Origin of the sequence: Halanaerobium kushneri (assembly GCF_900156285.1) — a bacterium.
GTDB lineage: Bacteria > Bacillota > Halanaerobiia > Halanaerobiales > Halanaerobiaceae > Halanaerobium > Halanaerobium kushneri.
On sequence record NZ_FTNC01000017.1, the window covers coordinates 1 to 15,972 of the forward strand.

A 15,972-nucleotide genomic window follows, 5' to 3' on the forward strand; every position below is an offset into this window, starting at 1 on the left:
GCAGGTAATATCTGCGGCAGCGGCTGGTACAAACACATCCGCTTTGCCCCAAATAAACTGCTGGAAAAAACAATTAAATATCTTAGAAAAGCACTAACAGATTTTAGAAAGAAGGTGGTGCTAAATTAAAACCACCAGTACAGTTTAGACTAATTTTTTAAGCTATGAAAACCATAGTTTAGTTAAGTGCGTCTAAAATCTGGAAGCTGGACAATTTATTTAACTGGCTATTTAAATTGAGACTAAATATTTAATTTTAATAGATTGAAATTATTTTTTAACGGCAAAAATCTAAAAAGAACTATTTTAACTTTTTACTTGCCGAATTCAAGTTAAAGTAATAAGGAGGAGAAAAATGAAAAATATCTTTGAAAAACAGGAATTATGGTTTGTAACTGGAAGTCAGCATCTTTATGGAGATAGTGTTTTAAAAGAGGTGGAGGAAAATAGTAAAAAAATAGCGGAGGGACTTTCTGCTGCTAGGGAAATTCCAGTAGAAATTAAGTTTAAAAGTGTAGTAACCACTGCAGAAGAGATCAGGAAAGTAGTTTTGGAGGCTAATAGCAGTGATCAGTGCATCGGTCTTATTACCTGGATGCATACTTTTTCACCTGCTAAAATGTGGATTGCAGGTTTAAAAGCAATGCAGAAACCACTGCTGCATTTGCATACTCAATTTAATCGGGATATTCCCTGGGATGAGATTGATATGAACTTTATGAATACCAACCAGGCTGCACATGGTGGTCGCGAATACGGTTTTATGGTCAGCCGAATAGGTAAGAACCGTAAAGTAGTGGCAGGACACTGGCAGGATGAAGAAGTTCAGCGTAGAATTGGTGTCTGGACCAGAGCAGCTGCTGCCTGGGCAGATGCACAGGGAGCGAAATTTGTGAGATTCGGTGACAATATGCGTAATGTTGCTGTTACTGAAGGTGATAAGGTAGAAGCTCAGATGAAATTTGGTTATGAAGTTCATTATTATGGTATTGGTGACTTAGTAGAATATATTGATGCTGTTGATGAAGCAGAAATTGCTGAGCTAATAGAAGTATATAAACAGGAGTACAATGTGCAAAAAGGACTGCTGGAAGGTGAAGGTAAAGAGTCTTTAAAAGAATCAGCAAGAATTGAAATTGGACTACGTAAGTTCCTGGAAGAAGGAAACTTTAAAGGTTTTACTACAAATTTTGAGGATTTACACGGTATGAAACAGCTTCCCGGACTTGCAGTGCAGAGATTGATGAGAGATGGATATGGATTTGGTGGTGAAGGAGACTGGAAAACTTCAGCTTTAGTTAGAGCAATGAAGGTTATGGGATATGGACTAGAGGGTGGAACTTCTTTTATGGAATTCTACACATATCATCTTGACCCTAAGGATACCAAAGTTCTTGGTGCCCATATGTTAGAAGTCTGTGAAAGTATTGCTGATGGTAAGGCTAACCTGGAAATGCATCCTTTAGGAATAGGTGGAAAAGAAGATCCAGCAAGATTAGTTTTTGATGTTGCTTCCGGGCCGGCAGTCAATGCCACAATCACTGATATGGGTAATAGGTTTAGAATGATAGTTAATGAAGTTAAGGTTGAAGCTCCTGAACATGAAATGCCCGAATTACCTGTGGCCAGAGTTTTCTGGAAGCCAGAGCCAACACTTAGAGAAGCAGTTGAATCATGGATTTATGCAGGAGGGGCTCACCATACAGGATTTTCAAAAGCTGTAACAACTGAACATTTAAGAGACTTTGCTGAAATAGCAGATATTGAGCTGCTTACAATTGATGCTGATACAGAAGTAAATGAATTTAAAAAAGAATTAAAATGGAATGATATTTACTATAAATTGAAGTAAATTTGAAGTTGGTGTAAAAAAGTAAAATTACTAATAAAATAAATATCTTTATTAAGAGATATTTAAATAAATTTCTCATTAATAATTCTCTCCATATAAACGCTTTTTGATAGTAATAATAAAGTACCCCCTTTTGAACTGTCAAAAGTTGTTTATATGGAGGAATTTAAATTATTATAAAAGTATTATAGAAATTTGATACTTTTGGGAGGGAAAAAAATGTTAGAAAAACTTAAAGAAAAAGTTTTAAAAGCCAATCTTGAATTACCAAAAAGAGGATTAGTAACCTATACCTGGGGTAATGTCAGTGGTATAGATAGAGAAAAAGGTCTGTTTATAATTAAACCGAGTGGAGTAGAATATGATCAGATGACAGCCGCTGATATGGTTGTGGTAGATCTTGATGGGGAAAAAGTAGAAGGTGATTTAAAGCCATCTTCGGATACTGCAACCCATCTTTATTTATATAAAAACTTTGAAGAAATTGGTGGGATTGTACATACCCATTCTAGCTGGGCTACCAGTTGGGCCCAGGCAGGTAAAGGAATTCCTGCTTTTGGTACGACTCATGCTGATTATTTTTATGGAGAAATTCCTTGTACTCGTAAAATGACGGCAGAAGAGATTAACGGAGAATACGAAAGAGATACAGGTAAAGTAATAGTAGAAACATTCAAGAATATAGATCCAACTCAACGTCCGGGAGTTCTGGTCAATAATCATGGTCCGTTTTCGTGGGGAACAGATGCAGAAAATGCTGTTCATAATGCGGTTGTGATGGAAGAAGTTGCTAAAATGGCTTATCGGGCTGTTAATTTAAATCCAGCTCTTCAGGAGATTGATCAGACATTACTTGATAAGCATTTTTTAAGAAAACATGGTAAAAACGCCTATTATGGACAGGGAAAATGATATTTAGGAGGTTAAATCAATGACTGCAGCTAATCAGAATGCTATAGAAAATGGAAATACAGTTCTGGGAATTGAGTTTGGTTCAACCAGGATTAAAGCTGTTTTGCTTAATGGAGATGATAATCAGATAATAGCATCCGGAAGTCACAGTTGGGAAAATAGTTATGTGGACGGAATTTGGACCTATAGTTTAGATGAAATTTGGCAGGGACTTCAGGCCAGTTATAGGGATATGGCTAAAAATATAGAATCAGAATATGGATTGAAGCTAAAAAAGATAGCTTCTATTGGTTTTAGTGCTATGATGCATGGTTATATGCCTTTTAATAAAGAGGGCGAACTTTTAGTTCCTTTTAGAACCTGGCGTAATAATATAACTGAAGAGGCAAGTCGAAAATTAACTGAAAAATTTAATCATCCAATTCCTCAGCGCTGGAGCATTGCTCATTTATATCATGCAATTTTAAATGAAGAAGCTCATATTTCTGAAATTGATTTTTTAACAACTCTCGAAGGTTTTATTCACTGGAAATTATCGGGAGAAAAAGTAATTGGAATTGGAGAAGCATCAGGCATGTTTCCGGTTGATGTTAAAACTAAGAATTATAATCAAAAAATGTTGGAGAAATTTAGTGATTTAATTTCCGAGTATAATCTTCCCTGGGAAATTAATGAAATTTTACCTGAACCACTGCTGGCAGGTGAAAATGCAGGAACTTTGACTAAGGAAGGTGCTAAACTACTTGATCCAACAGGAAATTTAGAAGCTGGAAGTTTAATGTGTCCTCCAGAAGGAGATGCCGAAACCGGTATGGTTGCTACAAATAGTGTTGCTCCAAGAACTGGTAATGTATCTGCAGGAACTTCAGTTTTTGCAATGGTAGTTTTAGAAGATAAACTTTCTAAGCCTCATCCCGAACTTGATCTGGTAATGACTCCTACCGGTAAATTGGTAGCAATGGCTCATTCTAATAATTGTTCATCTAATTTAGATAAGTGGATCAATGTTTTTAAAGAGGCTATTGAGGAGTTAGGATTTGAAGTTGATATAAATAATCTTTATGAGACTTTATATAATAAAGCATTAGAAGGAGACAAAGATTGTGGAGGTCTCTTAGCTTATGGTTATTTATCAGGTGAACATATAACTGGGTTTGAAGAAGGACGTCCATTATTTACAATGGAATCAGACAATAATTTTAATCTGGCTAATTTTATGCGGGTTAATCTTCAGAGTGCCTTAGGTGCAATGAAGATGGGAATGGATATTCTTTTAAAAGAAGAAAATGTTAAACTTGACAAAATGCTTGGCCATGGTGGCTTATTTAAAACTGAAGGTGTAGCTCAGAAATTTATGGCAGCAGCAGTTAATGCTCCTGTTTCAGTTATGGAAACTGCTGGAGAAGGTGGAGCCTGGGGAATTGCTCTCCTGGCATCCTATCATTTAAATAAAGAAGAGAGCCAGAGTCTGGAAGTATTTTTAAATCAAAATATTTTTAGTAACCAAGATGAGAAAGTAATAGCTCCAGATCCAGAAGATGTAGAAGGATTTGAAGCCTTTATGCAGCGTTATAAAGATGGTCTGGCCATTGAAAGAGCTGCTGTAGAGAACTTAAAATAATCTTACAGCTATCAATTAAGATTTGACTTAAAAACATTTATTATTAGCCCCAGTTTATATTGGCTGGGGCTAAAACTTTATTTCAGGCAGGAAAAATTACATAAATCGTTAATATATAAATTAGAATAATTTAAGTCTTAAAAAAAGCTTGATTTCAACTTATAAGTGGGAGGTAATAATAAAGATGGATATTAAAGAAGTGTCGGGAAAAAAATGTTCCTGTGGTCGAACTCATGAGATCCCAATAAAAGACGTAATAATTGAAGAAAATGCTTTAGCTAGAACTGCCGATTTATTAAAAGAGCTGACTGAAGAAAATAAAATCTATTTAGTTTTGGATCAGAATACCAAAAAAGCTGCAGGTTCTGAGTTAAAAGAAAGGCTAGTCCAGGCTAATTTTGAAGTTCAGGAAATTTTACTAAAAGAAAGAGAAGCAGATGATCATTTAGTTCCAGAACCGGTAGCATTATTTAAAATTATATCTGCAATAGAAGAGGATGGATATGTGCTGGCCTGTGGATCTGGTTCTATAAATGATCTTACTGCCTATGCAGCTCATAAGATGAAGCTTCCGTATTCTATTTTTGCCACTGCTCCTTCAATGGATGGTTATGCATCTTCAGTATCTTCAATTACAGTTAATGGAGTTAAACAAACATATAATACCACTCCTCCAGAGTTAATCATAGCTGATTTAAAGATTTTAAAAGATGCTCCCTGGAAGTTAATTCAATCAGGATTAGGAGACCTTTTAGGTAAAGTTTCATCATTATTGGAATGGAAACTAGGAGTGGCTTTATTTGATGAATATTTCTGTCAGGAGGCCTTTAATTTAGTCGAAGAGGTTTTAGATGATCTGATCAATAATTCAGATAAAATTATTGCCAGAAAAAAATCTGGAATAGAAATTTTAACAAAGGGATTAATTTATTCCGGGATTTCTATGATGATGGTTGGGAGTTCCCGTCCTGCTTCAGGTACAGAACATCATATTTCTCACTTTTTTGATATGTATGCTGGCATTTCTAAGGAGCATGTTCCAACCCACGGTATTAAAGTAGGAACTGCATCTTTTATTAGCAGTGATTATTATCTAAGATTATTAGAAAGTGATTTTTCTCAGTTTGAAATCACTCATAATCGAAAAGCTCGGGAAAAAGAAATTAAAGAAGCTTATTTAGATAAAGCCGATGGTATCTTAGAACTCCTAGATCAGCGCTGGGAGCATGATCTGATTTCCAAAGAAGATTTATTATCAGCTGAAGAAGAAATAAAAAATAATATTCAGGAATTTAAAGATTATCTCTTAAGTGTAGAAACCATCTTAGATGATTTTGGGTTTTTTGAAAGGGAAGACGTTAGAAATTTAAACCGAGACTGGCTAAAAAAGGCAGTAAATCACTGTTTTGAAATTCGCTTTCGTTATACCATTTCCACTCTTTTAAGACAGGTAGGGCTGCTTGACAAATGGGGAGCAGCAGCAATTGAGAAGCTGGAAGTAAAATTAGCCGAAAATAATAAATAAATGGATTAACTATTTAAAAGTGCTGGAGCTTCATTTTTCCAGCACTATTTTTATTTAAATAAAGCTGATCGTAAAAAGTTATAAATATTGTAGTAATAGGTAAAAAAATTGATATACAAACTATCTAAATTATTTTAAAATTAATTTAAGTCAATAAAATTAAAAGGGGGTATATATGAGTAAAGATAAATTAGGTGTTGAAATTAATGTTGAGCCGAAAAGGGTATCTGGAAAAAGAGACAAAAAGATATATGGACATTTTATAGAACATTTTCACAGGCAGATTTATAACGGAATTTATGATCCTGAATCACCTCTTTCTGATGAGGATGGATTTCGAACTGACATTATCGAAGCAGTAAAGAAAATAGACATCCCCATTTTAAGGTGGCCTGGTGGCTGTTTTGTTTCTTCTTACCACTGGAAAGATGCAGTTGGAAAGGAAAGAAAACCTTTATTTGATAAAGCCTGGCGGGTTGAAGATCCCAATACTTTTGGAACAGATGAATATATTAAAATGTGTGAAAAAATAGGCTGTGAACCTTATATCTGCACAAATGCTGGAACTGGAACAGCAGAAGAAATGAGTGACTGGGTAGAATACTGTAATCTAGAAAATGAAGGTCAGTATGCAAAATGGCGCATAGAAAATGGAAATCCAGAGCCCTTTAAGGTTAAATACTGGAGTATTGGCAATGAAAATTATGGTCACTGGGAAATTGGGGCAAAATCAGCTGACGAGTGGGGAAAACTTGTTAGAGAAGCTGCCAAAATGATTAAACATGTTGATCCTGAGACTGAGCTTTCTGCTGCAGCGCTTTCTGATCTGGAATGGAATGTTAACCTTTTAAAAAATTGTGGTGAATTTCTGGACTGGATTTCTATTCATGAATACTGGGACATGGTGCCGGAAGAGAATGATCTGGCTACTTATGAACAGTGTATGGCTTTTACTAAAGATGTTGGGCATGCAGTTGATGAAGTTAGAGGACTGCTAAAAGCAATGAAATTGGATAAAAAGATTAAAATTGCCTTTGATGAATGGAACCTCAGAAGCTGGCATCATCCTAATGTTCACACAATAGAACAGGGTGTTGATAAAAAAGATTATCTGGACCCAAGAGATAAAAATGATGATAACAGTCAGTACACGATGGCAGATGCGGTTTTTACAGCCTGCTTTTTAAATGCAATGAATAGAAATTGTGACATTGTTGGTATGGCTAATTTTGCACCAGTTTTAAATACAAGAGGCTGTATCTACAGTTATGATCAAGGAATAGTTTTAAGAACTACCTATCATGTATTTGATTTATATGTTAATTATCTTGGAGATACAATTATTGACCTCTGGACTGATCAGCTCCCTCAGATGACAATAAATGATAAACAAGGTAATGAAGTTGAAGTAGAAAGTTTAGATTTACTTGCTACCAAATGGTCTGATAAAGAGGGAATTGCTATAGCAGCTGTAAATAAAGCCCCTCAGGAAGGTCAGCTGTTAGATCTATCTATTGCTGCTGACTATAAGGAAGCTAAATTATTTTATATTAGTGGTGAAAATAAAGATTCTTATAATGATGTTGATAAAAATGAGGTCAAAATAATTGAGGAAGATTTGGGAGAATTTGCTGGTAATTTAAAGTTAGAATTAAAACCTCATTCTGTTAATATTATTCAACTTAAATAGCTTAAATAACAAAATAATTGAATTGATTAATTTAAAATTCTAAAAAGTTAAAAATATTGTAGTATAAAGTAAAAAAATTGTAGTGACTATTTATCTAAATTATCTTAAAATTAACTTAAGTTAATAAAATTAAAAATAGGAGGAATAATTATTATGAAAAAATCTTTGCTTATCTTTTTAGTTTCAACAATGCTGCTTATGTTTACTTTTTCTGCTGCGGCTGAGACTACAACTCTTACTTACTGGACTTTTCAGGAATTACATCAGCAGTTTTTTGAAAAACAGGTTGAACTCTGGAATGAGAATAATCCCGATAATCAAATTAATTTAGAGTCAACAGTTTATCCTTATGATCAAATGCATAATAAGTTATTGATTGCTCTGCAGTCGGGTGTTGGTGCTCCAGATATTGCAGATATTGAAATCAGTAAATTTGCTAATTATTTAAAGGGAAGTAATCCACAATTAGTGCCTGTTAATGATGTAGTTGATCCACTTATGGATAAGATGATTACAGCAAGGTTTGAGAACTATGCCAAAGATGGCAAATATTATGGAATTCCCTTCCATGTTGGAGCCACTGTAATGTATTATAATATGGAAATGATGGATGCTGCCGGTGTAGATATTGATAATATTGTTACCTGGGATGATTATGTTGAAGCAGGTAAAAAAGTAAAATCAGCTCTTGACAAACCAATGACTACAGTTGAGGTTACAGAACACTGGACACTGTATCCAATGATCAGTCAGATTGGTTCTGATATTTTTGCAGAAGATGGCAGTGTTATTTTAGATAATGACAAAAACGAAAGAGTTTTAACATTTATTAATGACATGGTACACAAGTCCGAAATAGCTGTACCAGCTCCTGGTGGATTCCACCACTCAGAAGAGTACTGGGCTTTCATGAATGATGAAGGGGCAGCTTCCTTAATGATGCCACTTTGGTATATGGGAAGATTTGTTCAGTATATGCCTGACCTAAAAGGTAAAATGGCTATTAGACCTCTACCAGTCTGGGATAAAGGTGGAAACAGATCTGCTGGTATGGGTGGTACAGGTACTGTAGTTACAGTTCAGAGTGATAAAAAAGAACTGGCTAAAAACTTCCTGGTTGAAGCAAAGTTATCAGTACAGGCATCACACAAATTATGGACTGATCTTGGTTTTGATCCTGTAAGATGGGAAGTCTGGGATGACCCAGTTATGTCAGAGCCTAATCAGTATACAGAATACTTCCAGAATGAAGATATTTTTGGAATGCTTTTAGATATTAAAGACGAAATTAATCCTACTATGATTACAGAAAAATACCCACAGGCAATTGATCTGCTGAAAAAGAATGTATCTTTCAAAGTCATTAAAGAGCAGAGTCAAACACCTGCCGAAGCTTTAAAAGATGCTGCAGATGAGTTAAGACAGTAGTTAATTAATTAAAATAAATTATTAAATAGACTAAAAGGTTCGGCTCTAATCTTAAGAAAATTGAATGATTAAGTTGGATCTTTTAGTCTTTTATTAAGGAGAATTTCTATGCAGATATTTAAAAATTTTTATGAAAAATACATTAACTCGAAAAAAGTTGCTCCCTATATTTTTGTTTCACCATTTATTTTGGTCTTTTTAGTATTTTATTTATATCCTATAATTTCAACAGTAATTATGAGTTTTCAGGAGATTGGATTTGGGGAAGCAAAGTTTATTGGACTGGCAAACTATAAAAAATTGTTTAACGTACATTATAAAAATGCATTGTTAACCAGTACCAATTATACTTTCTGGACAATTTTAATTTTAGTTCCTTTGCCGATTATTTTGGCAGTGTTTTTAAATAGTGATAAAACAAAATTTACTAACTTTTTTAGATCATCAATTTTTATGCCAGCTTTAACATCTGTAATTGTAGCAGGTATGTTTTTTAGATACGCTTTTGGTGAGCAGGCATCAACTCTGGCTAACTCAATTATTGGTATTTTTGGTTTAGAACCTATTACCTGGCTGCAAAACTATATTCCGGCAATGATAGCTCTGGTTGTTTTATGTGTCTGGCGCTGGCTGGGAGTAAATATAATTTATTTTTTATCAGGACTGCAGAGTATTCCCGAAGAAATTTACGAAGCTGCAGATATTGATGGGGCAAACAGCTGGGATAAATTCAAATATATTACTATTCCTTCTTTAAAACCGGTAATTATTTATGTAATAACAATCAGTGTTTTTGGAGGTTACAAAATGTTTGCAGAAAGTTATGCTTACTGGCAGACAGCAACTCCAAATGATATTGGAATGACAATAGTTTCTTATATTTATCAGACCGGTTTTAATAATTTCAATATGGGTTTTGCTTCGGCAATTGGTATTACCCTGTTATTGATTGTATTAGTAGTTAATATTATTCAGCTCAATATATTTGGATTGTTCAAAAAGGAGGAACAGTAATGTCAAATAGTAAAGTTCAAATTACAGCTATAATTTTAGTTTTATCATTTTTTGCCTTTTTTGCTCTGGCACCATTTTTCTTTATGTTAATTTCATCCTTTAAACCAGGAGACCAGATTATTAAAAATGGAATCAGTGCCAGCATAGATTTTGATATCATGTCTTTGCAAAACTATAAGACTTTGTTTACAGAAAGAAGTGGAATTTATCTTCACTGGTATAAAAATAGTGTATTAATTACAACAATTCAGACAGCTGTAGCAGTGTTTTTAAGTTCCTGGGTTGGTTATGGTCTGGCTGTCTATGAGTTTAAAGGGAAAAATTTAATCTTTGTGCTGGTATTAGTTTTAATGATGGTACCAATTGAAATTTTAATATTACCCCTCTATAAACTATCTATAACTTTAAAAATAATTGACAGTTATGCCGGGGTAATATTGCCCTTTATTGTCCCACCAGTTGCAGTTTTCTTTTTCCGGCAGTTTGCAGTTGGTCTGCCGACAGAATTAATTGATGCAGCAAGAATTGATGGTGCATCTGAATTTGCAATATTTTTCAAGATTATGATGCCTCTAATGAAACCGGCTTATGGAGCAATGATCATTTTACAGGCGATGTTTAGTTGGAATGCTTTTGTCTGGCCGCTAATAGTTCTACGTTCAAATGAAAACTTTACTCTTCCAATTGGTCTTGCTTCTTTAATTACTCCATATGGTAATAGTTATGATATGCTTTTTTCCGGGGCAGTAATTTCAGTTGTACCGATAATAATTCTGTTTATGTTTAAACAAAATTCATTTATTTCTGGTTTAACAGTTGGAGGAGTTAAAGGATAATAAGGAGAGTCAAAATTGCAGCTAAAAATTAAAACTTTGTCTCAAAATAATATACTAATAGGATTGGCATTATTAACTATGTTATTAGTCTTTTATAGTTCAGCTCTGGCATCTGACCCGGTAATTATGGAAGAGAATTTTAAAATTAAAGATCTGGAAAAAATTAAGCTTAAAGTAAAAGTAGGAGAAAAAATTACTTTACCCAGTCAGTTAAAGGTCGAATTACAGCAGGGAATTACAGCTCAGTTTCCTGTTGTTTGGGATGAGACTGCTGATTTAATTTATCGGGAAAAAGGAAATTACCAAATCAAGGGGAAATTAAAAATCCAAAACTATCCGGATCCCTTAATTGAACAACGAGCTGATCCATTTATTTATAAACATCAGGATGGCTATTATTATTTCACTGCTTCTTATCCAGAATATGATCGAATAATTTTGCGCCGCTCAAAAACTATTGCAGGATTAAAAGATGCTGAAGAAAAAGTTATCTGGTGGAAACATCAGGAAAAAGAAATGAGTAAGCATATCTGGGCTCCAGAACTGCATTTTATAAATGGAAAATGGTATATTTATTTTGCTGCTTCCAGAACTGATGCGATCTGGGCAATTAGACAATATGTGCTGGAAAATGATTCAGCCAATCCACTCCAGGGTGAGTGGAAGGAAAAAGGTAAACTTAAAATGAATTTTGAGGAATTTACTCTTGATGCCACTAGTTTTACTCATCAAAATCAGAGATATTTAGTCTGGGCGCAGAAGAAATATGGTGATTCGAATTTATATATTGCAAAACTAAAAACCCCCTGGCAAATAGAAGGAAAACAAAGACTGATAGCTGAGCCAATTTACAGCTGGGAGCGTAAAGGCTTTAATGTAAATGAAGGTGCAGCTGTTATTAAGAAGGGAAATAAAATATTTATCACTTATTCTGCAAGTGCTACAGATGCCAATTATTCTGTTGGTCTTTTAACTGCTGATCAGGACAGTAATCTTTTAGATCCTGATTCCTGGTCAAAATATGATAAAGCTATTTTTAAGAGTAGTAAACTTACTGAGCAATTTGGTCCCGGTCATAATTCTTTTACAGTTGATGAAAATGGAAATGACATTCTAGTTTATCATGCCAGATCATATAAAAAAATTAACGGTGATCCCCTTTATGATCCCAATCGCCATACAAGAGTACAGAGAATTTTCTGGGATCAAAATAATAACCCTGTTTTTGGAATTCCAGGTTATAAAATTGAGGGGGATAGAGGTGTTGTAGCAGAAATTACAGTTGAATAATTAAAATTATAAGCTTAAGTATAAATGAATAATGATAAAATAAGACCTCCTTTATAACAAAGAACTCTCAGCTGAGAGTTCTTTGTTATTTAAAGTAATTTTTTTGCTAAAAAGCTGTTTAATCAGTTTTAAAATGATATAATATTATTAAATGCAAAGAGAAAGCAGCGATAAAAATGGATAATAATTTAATCATCAAAATAAAATTGAAAATTTATAGTTATCTCAGAAAAACTCATATCCAAAATAGGTTAATTGTTTTGTTTTTAGTTCTATCTCTTTTCCCAATGTTAGTAACCGGTATTTATTCTTATCAGAAATCAAGTCAGGCAATTCACGATAAAATTAATACATATTCAGTTGAAGTAGTAAATCAGGTTGCTAAAAATATTGAAGAAGAATTGACCAGAATGGAATATCAGACTATTGAGATAGCATTTTCAGAACTGGTACAGAACACGCTCAGCAATTATGAACAACTGAGTGAATGGGAAATATATGATGCTAGATACAGAATGCGGGCCGATATGGTGAGAAAATTTTCTTTTTCTGAATATATTTCTGATGTTCAGCTCTTTACTGATCAGGGAGATAAAATTATTGCTTATGGAGATACAGGATTTACTTTAACTTTTAAAGATAAGTTTAGAAATAATTTACTTGCAGAGATAAAAAATAGTGATGGAGCTCCTGTCTGGAAGGCAGTTGATTTTAGAGATGAGCTGCATCAGGTAAGCAGAGTGTATCCCGAAAATACACCTGAGAAATCTTATGGAATAATTATCGGGAGGACAATTAAAGAATTATATAAAGGAACACAGCTTGGTTCTGTTATTATTAGAGTTAATGAAAATTTATTTTCTGATGTTTATAGAAATATTGATCTGGGCGAAGGAACTGAGATTTTTATAATTAATTCTGCTGGAACAGTTGTTTCGACAAGGAATAATGATATTGCTTTTAATGAAAAGTATCCAGAATTTAACTTGATTAATAAAATTAATGAAAATTCTAAACAGACAAACACTACCTTTGAGTTAAATATTAATCAGGATAAAAATTTAGTTGCTTTTTCACCAATCAAGGATACTGATTGGTTTATTGTAAGTACCATTCCTTTTTCATATTTAAATCGTGAGACCGGTCAAATAGCAAAGGATATTATGGGAGTTAGCTTGATTATTTTTATGTTAGCAATCTTTTTATCATATTTATTTACAAAAAGTATATCAGATCCTTTAAACAAACTGGTTTCTGCGATGAATCAGGTCGAAGATGGTAATTTAGAGGTTCAAATAGAGGATTACCAGGCACAGGATGAATTATCGGAGGCCAGCAATAACTTTAATCATATGGTAGTTGAATTAAAGGAATTGCTTGAGGATGTCAAGGAAAAGGAAAAACAAAAAAACAATTTAGAATTCAAGGCATTACAGGCTCAGATTAATCCGCATTTTCTTTCTAATATTTTAAATACAGCCCGCTTACTTGCTGATATGCAGAATGCCGATAATCTTGAGAATTTTCTTTCCTCTGTTATTAATTTACTGCATTTAAGCATGAATAATAAAGAAGATTTTATAACTGTAAATAAAGAGATAGAGTATTTAAAAAGTTATCTTAATATCCAGCAGTTTAGACTGCATAATAAGTTTGATGTAAAATTTGAGATTGAAAAAGATTTATTGAATTATAAGATCCCTAAATTTTTACTGCAGCCGGTTGTAGAAAATTCTATTATCCATGGGATAAGTGGAAAAAGTGGGCAGGGTTTAATAGAAATAAAGGGTTTTAGCCAGAAAGAAAGAGTTATTTTTACAATTACAGACGATGGTATCGGTATTTCTGAAACGGAAATTAATAGTTTATTAAATAAGGAAAGAAAAAATAAAGATCAATTTTCTGGGATTGGAATTAACAATGTAAAAGAAAGAATAGAGAATTATTTTGGTAGTGAGTACGGTATTGAAATTGAAAGTTTAAAAGGCTATTTTACTACAGTTAAAATTATTTTGCCTGAGATTGATTAAGCTTAAGAAATATATTAATTTATTTTAGAAAGGATATCTAAAATGTTAAAAGTTTTGATAGTTGAAGATGATATTTTCGATTATACTCATCTTAAAAATATAATTGACTGGAATCAAGAAGGATTTCAAATTTCTGAACAGATTAAAAACGTAGAAGCTGCAAAAGAAAAGTTGTTTGAGCAAAGCTTTGATATCTTAATTACTGATATGAAGATGCCGGGTCAGAGTGGAGCAGATCTTATTCAATTTGTTTCAGATAATTTTCCCGAACTTAAAACTATTGCTCTCAGTGGTTATAAGGAATTTGATTATGTTAAACAAAGTTTAAAAGCAGGTGCAGAAGATTATATTTTAAAACATGAATTAAGGCAGGACAATTTACGTCAGGTTTTAGCTAAAATAAAGAAAGAAATTAATAAACGCGATCAAAAAGAAGATAGTAACATTTTTGAAGAAAGTTTCTTTATGGATCAAAAAGAAATTTTAGTTCAAAATTTTGTTGAAAAACTAATCAGAGGTCATTTTAATAATAAAAATGAGTTAAAAAGACAGATACAATTATTATCTTTAAATTTTGAATTAAAAAATATAGTAATTACAGTTGGACAGTTTGATAATTATAAAGTTTTGCAGGAGAAATATTCAGAATCAAAGTTGATGAACTTAAAAAGATCTTTTATAAATATGGTAGATGAAATTCTTAGAGAAAATGGAAAATCTTTTGCGGTTTTAAAAGATGAAAAAAAATTTCTCTTCTTATTTTCATTTAAAGATAATAGTGAGTTGAAAATTAATAACAGTATTGCTTCAGCTTTAAATAGAATAAAAACAGCTTTAAAAAATTATTTGAATATTACTGCCAGTTTTGCTGTTGGAAATATACTAAAGGATCCTTTGAAAATAGGCGAAAACTATCGAGAAATATTAGAACTTCTGGGAGATAGATTTTACCAGGGTAAAGATATGATAATTTATCAAAATCAAAATAATAGAGTTGATAATCAGCAATTTAATCTTGACATTAAAACAGAAAAAGCTTTGCAAAAATATATTGATCAAAAAGATTATAGCTCCTTAAAATTGGAATTGGAAAGCATATTTAATAAAATTTATCGAATTAAGCCAGGTTTATCAGTTGTAAAAATGACTTTTATTTCTTTAATTAATATAGTGAACAGTAAAATTAAAGATAAAAATTTAAAGAAGGAAAAGATTTTTAAAAACACTGGTAATCCATACCAGAAATTAGAAGAATTCAATACTCTAAAAGAATTTAAGATCTGGATTGAGGAAATTTACAATAATTTGATTATTGAATTGAAAAATAAAAATAATTATTCTGATATTATAAATAAAACCTTATTGTATATGAACAAAAATTATGATAAAGATATTACTTTAAGCAGAGCTGCTTCTGAAATAGGAGTTAGTTACTCATATTTGAGTAGGAAATTTAAAGAAGAGTGTGGACAGGGGTTTAGTGATTACTTAAATCAACTGAGAATAGAAAATGCTAAACAATTAATTGAAGTTGGAGATAGTAATATTAAGGAAATTGTTAATCAGGTTGGTTTTAATAATTATAATTATTTTTTTAAGGTATTTAAAGATTCAGAGGGAATGACACCAAGTGAATATGAGCGAAAAAGCCAGAAATAAATTTTAGAAAAACTACCTCTTAAATGGTGGTTTTTCTTTTTTTTTATTAAAAAACAGCAAAAAATCTGAAATTTCTTGCAGGAATTTTTGATTGAGTATAGAACAATAACAATAG

General features: G+C 32.5%; 11 protein-coding genes. All 11 read left to right on the forward strand.

Translation table 11 applies throughout. The annotated features are described in order from the left end of the window. Nucleotides 1-355 precede the first annotated feature (355 nt). Nucleotides 356-1,852: an L-arabinose isomerase gene (gene araA / locus BW929_RS10845; protein WP_076545513.1), complete on the forward strand. Its 1,497-nt coding sequence runs from the start codon at nt 356-358 to the stop codon at nt 1,850-1,852. 219 nt (nt 1,853-2,071) lie between these two features. Next, entirely contained in the window at nt 2,072-2,764 is a 693-nt protein-coding gene (gene araD, locus BW929_RS10850) for an L-ribulose-5-phosphate 4-epimerase (protein ID WP_076545514.1), read from the forward strand. Between the two features lie 19 nt (nt 2,765-2,783). Beyond that, nucleotides 2,784-4,385 (forward strand): xylulokinase, encoded by a 1,602-nt coding sequence (locus tag BW929_RS10855; RefSeq protein ID WP_076545515.1) that lies wholly within the window; start codon nt 2,784-2,786, stop codon nt 4,383-4,385. A gap of 184 nt (nt 4,386-4,569) precedes the next feature. Beyond that, on the forward strand, nt 4,570-5,910 hold the full coding sequence (locus BW929_RS10860; RefSeq protein WP_076545516.1) for a sn-glycerol-1-phosphate dehydrogenase: 1,341 nt from the start codon (nt 4,570-4,572) through the stop codon (nt 5,908-5,910). A gap of 175 nt (nt 5,911-6,085) precedes the next feature. Continuing rightward, nucleotides 6,086-7,600, forward strand: a complete 1,515-nt coding sequence (locus BW929_RS10865; protein WP_076545517.1) for an alpha-L-arabinofuranosidase C-terminal domain-containing protein — start codon at nt 6,086-6,088, stop codon at nt 7,598-7,600. Nucleotides 7,601-7,753: 153 nt separating this feature from the next. Then, nucleotides 7,754-9,028 (forward strand): ABC transporter substrate-binding protein, encoded by a 1,275-nt coding sequence (locus BW929_RS10870; RefSeq protein WP_076545518.1) that lies wholly within the window; start codon nt 7,754-7,756, stop codon nt 9,026-9,028. A gap of 108 nt (nt 9,029-9,136) precedes the next feature. Further along, nucleotides 9,137-10,042: a carbohydrate ABC transporter permease gene (locus BW929_RS10875; protein WP_076545519.1), complete on the forward strand. Its 906-nt coding sequence runs from the start codon at nt 9,137-9,139 to the stop codon at nt 10,040-10,042. Continuing rightward, nucleotides 10,042-10,878 (forward strand): carbohydrate ABC transporter permease, encoded by an 837-nt coding sequence (locus BW929_RS10880; RefSeq protein ID WP_076545520.1) that lies wholly within the window; start codon nt 10,042-10,044, stop codon nt 10,876-10,878. The genes BW929_RS10875 and BW929_RS10880 overlap by 1 nt, the downstream gene beginning before the upstream one ends. Before the next feature lie 15 nt (nt 10,879-10,893). Next, nucleotides 10,894-12,168 (forward strand): family 43 glycosylhydrolase, encoded by a 1,275-nt coding sequence (locus tag BW929_RS10885; RefSeq protein ID WP_200805241.1) that lies wholly within the window; start codon nt 10,894-10,896, stop codon nt 12,166-12,168. 176 nt (nt 12,169-12,344) lie between these two features. Next, nucleotides 12,345-14,198, forward strand: a complete 1,854-nt coding sequence (locus BW929_RS10890) for a sensor histidine kinase (RefSeq protein ID WP_084566179.1) — start codon at nt 12,345-12,347, stop codon at nt 14,196-14,198. Between the two features lie 42 nt (nt 14,199-14,240). Beyond that, a complete protein-coding gene (locus BW929_RS10895) occupies nt 14,241-15,857 on the forward strand; it encodes a helix-turn-helix domain-containing protein (RefSeq protein ID WP_076545521.1) in 1,617 nt (538 codons plus the stop codon). Nucleotides 15,858-15,972: the final 115 nt, after the last annotated feature.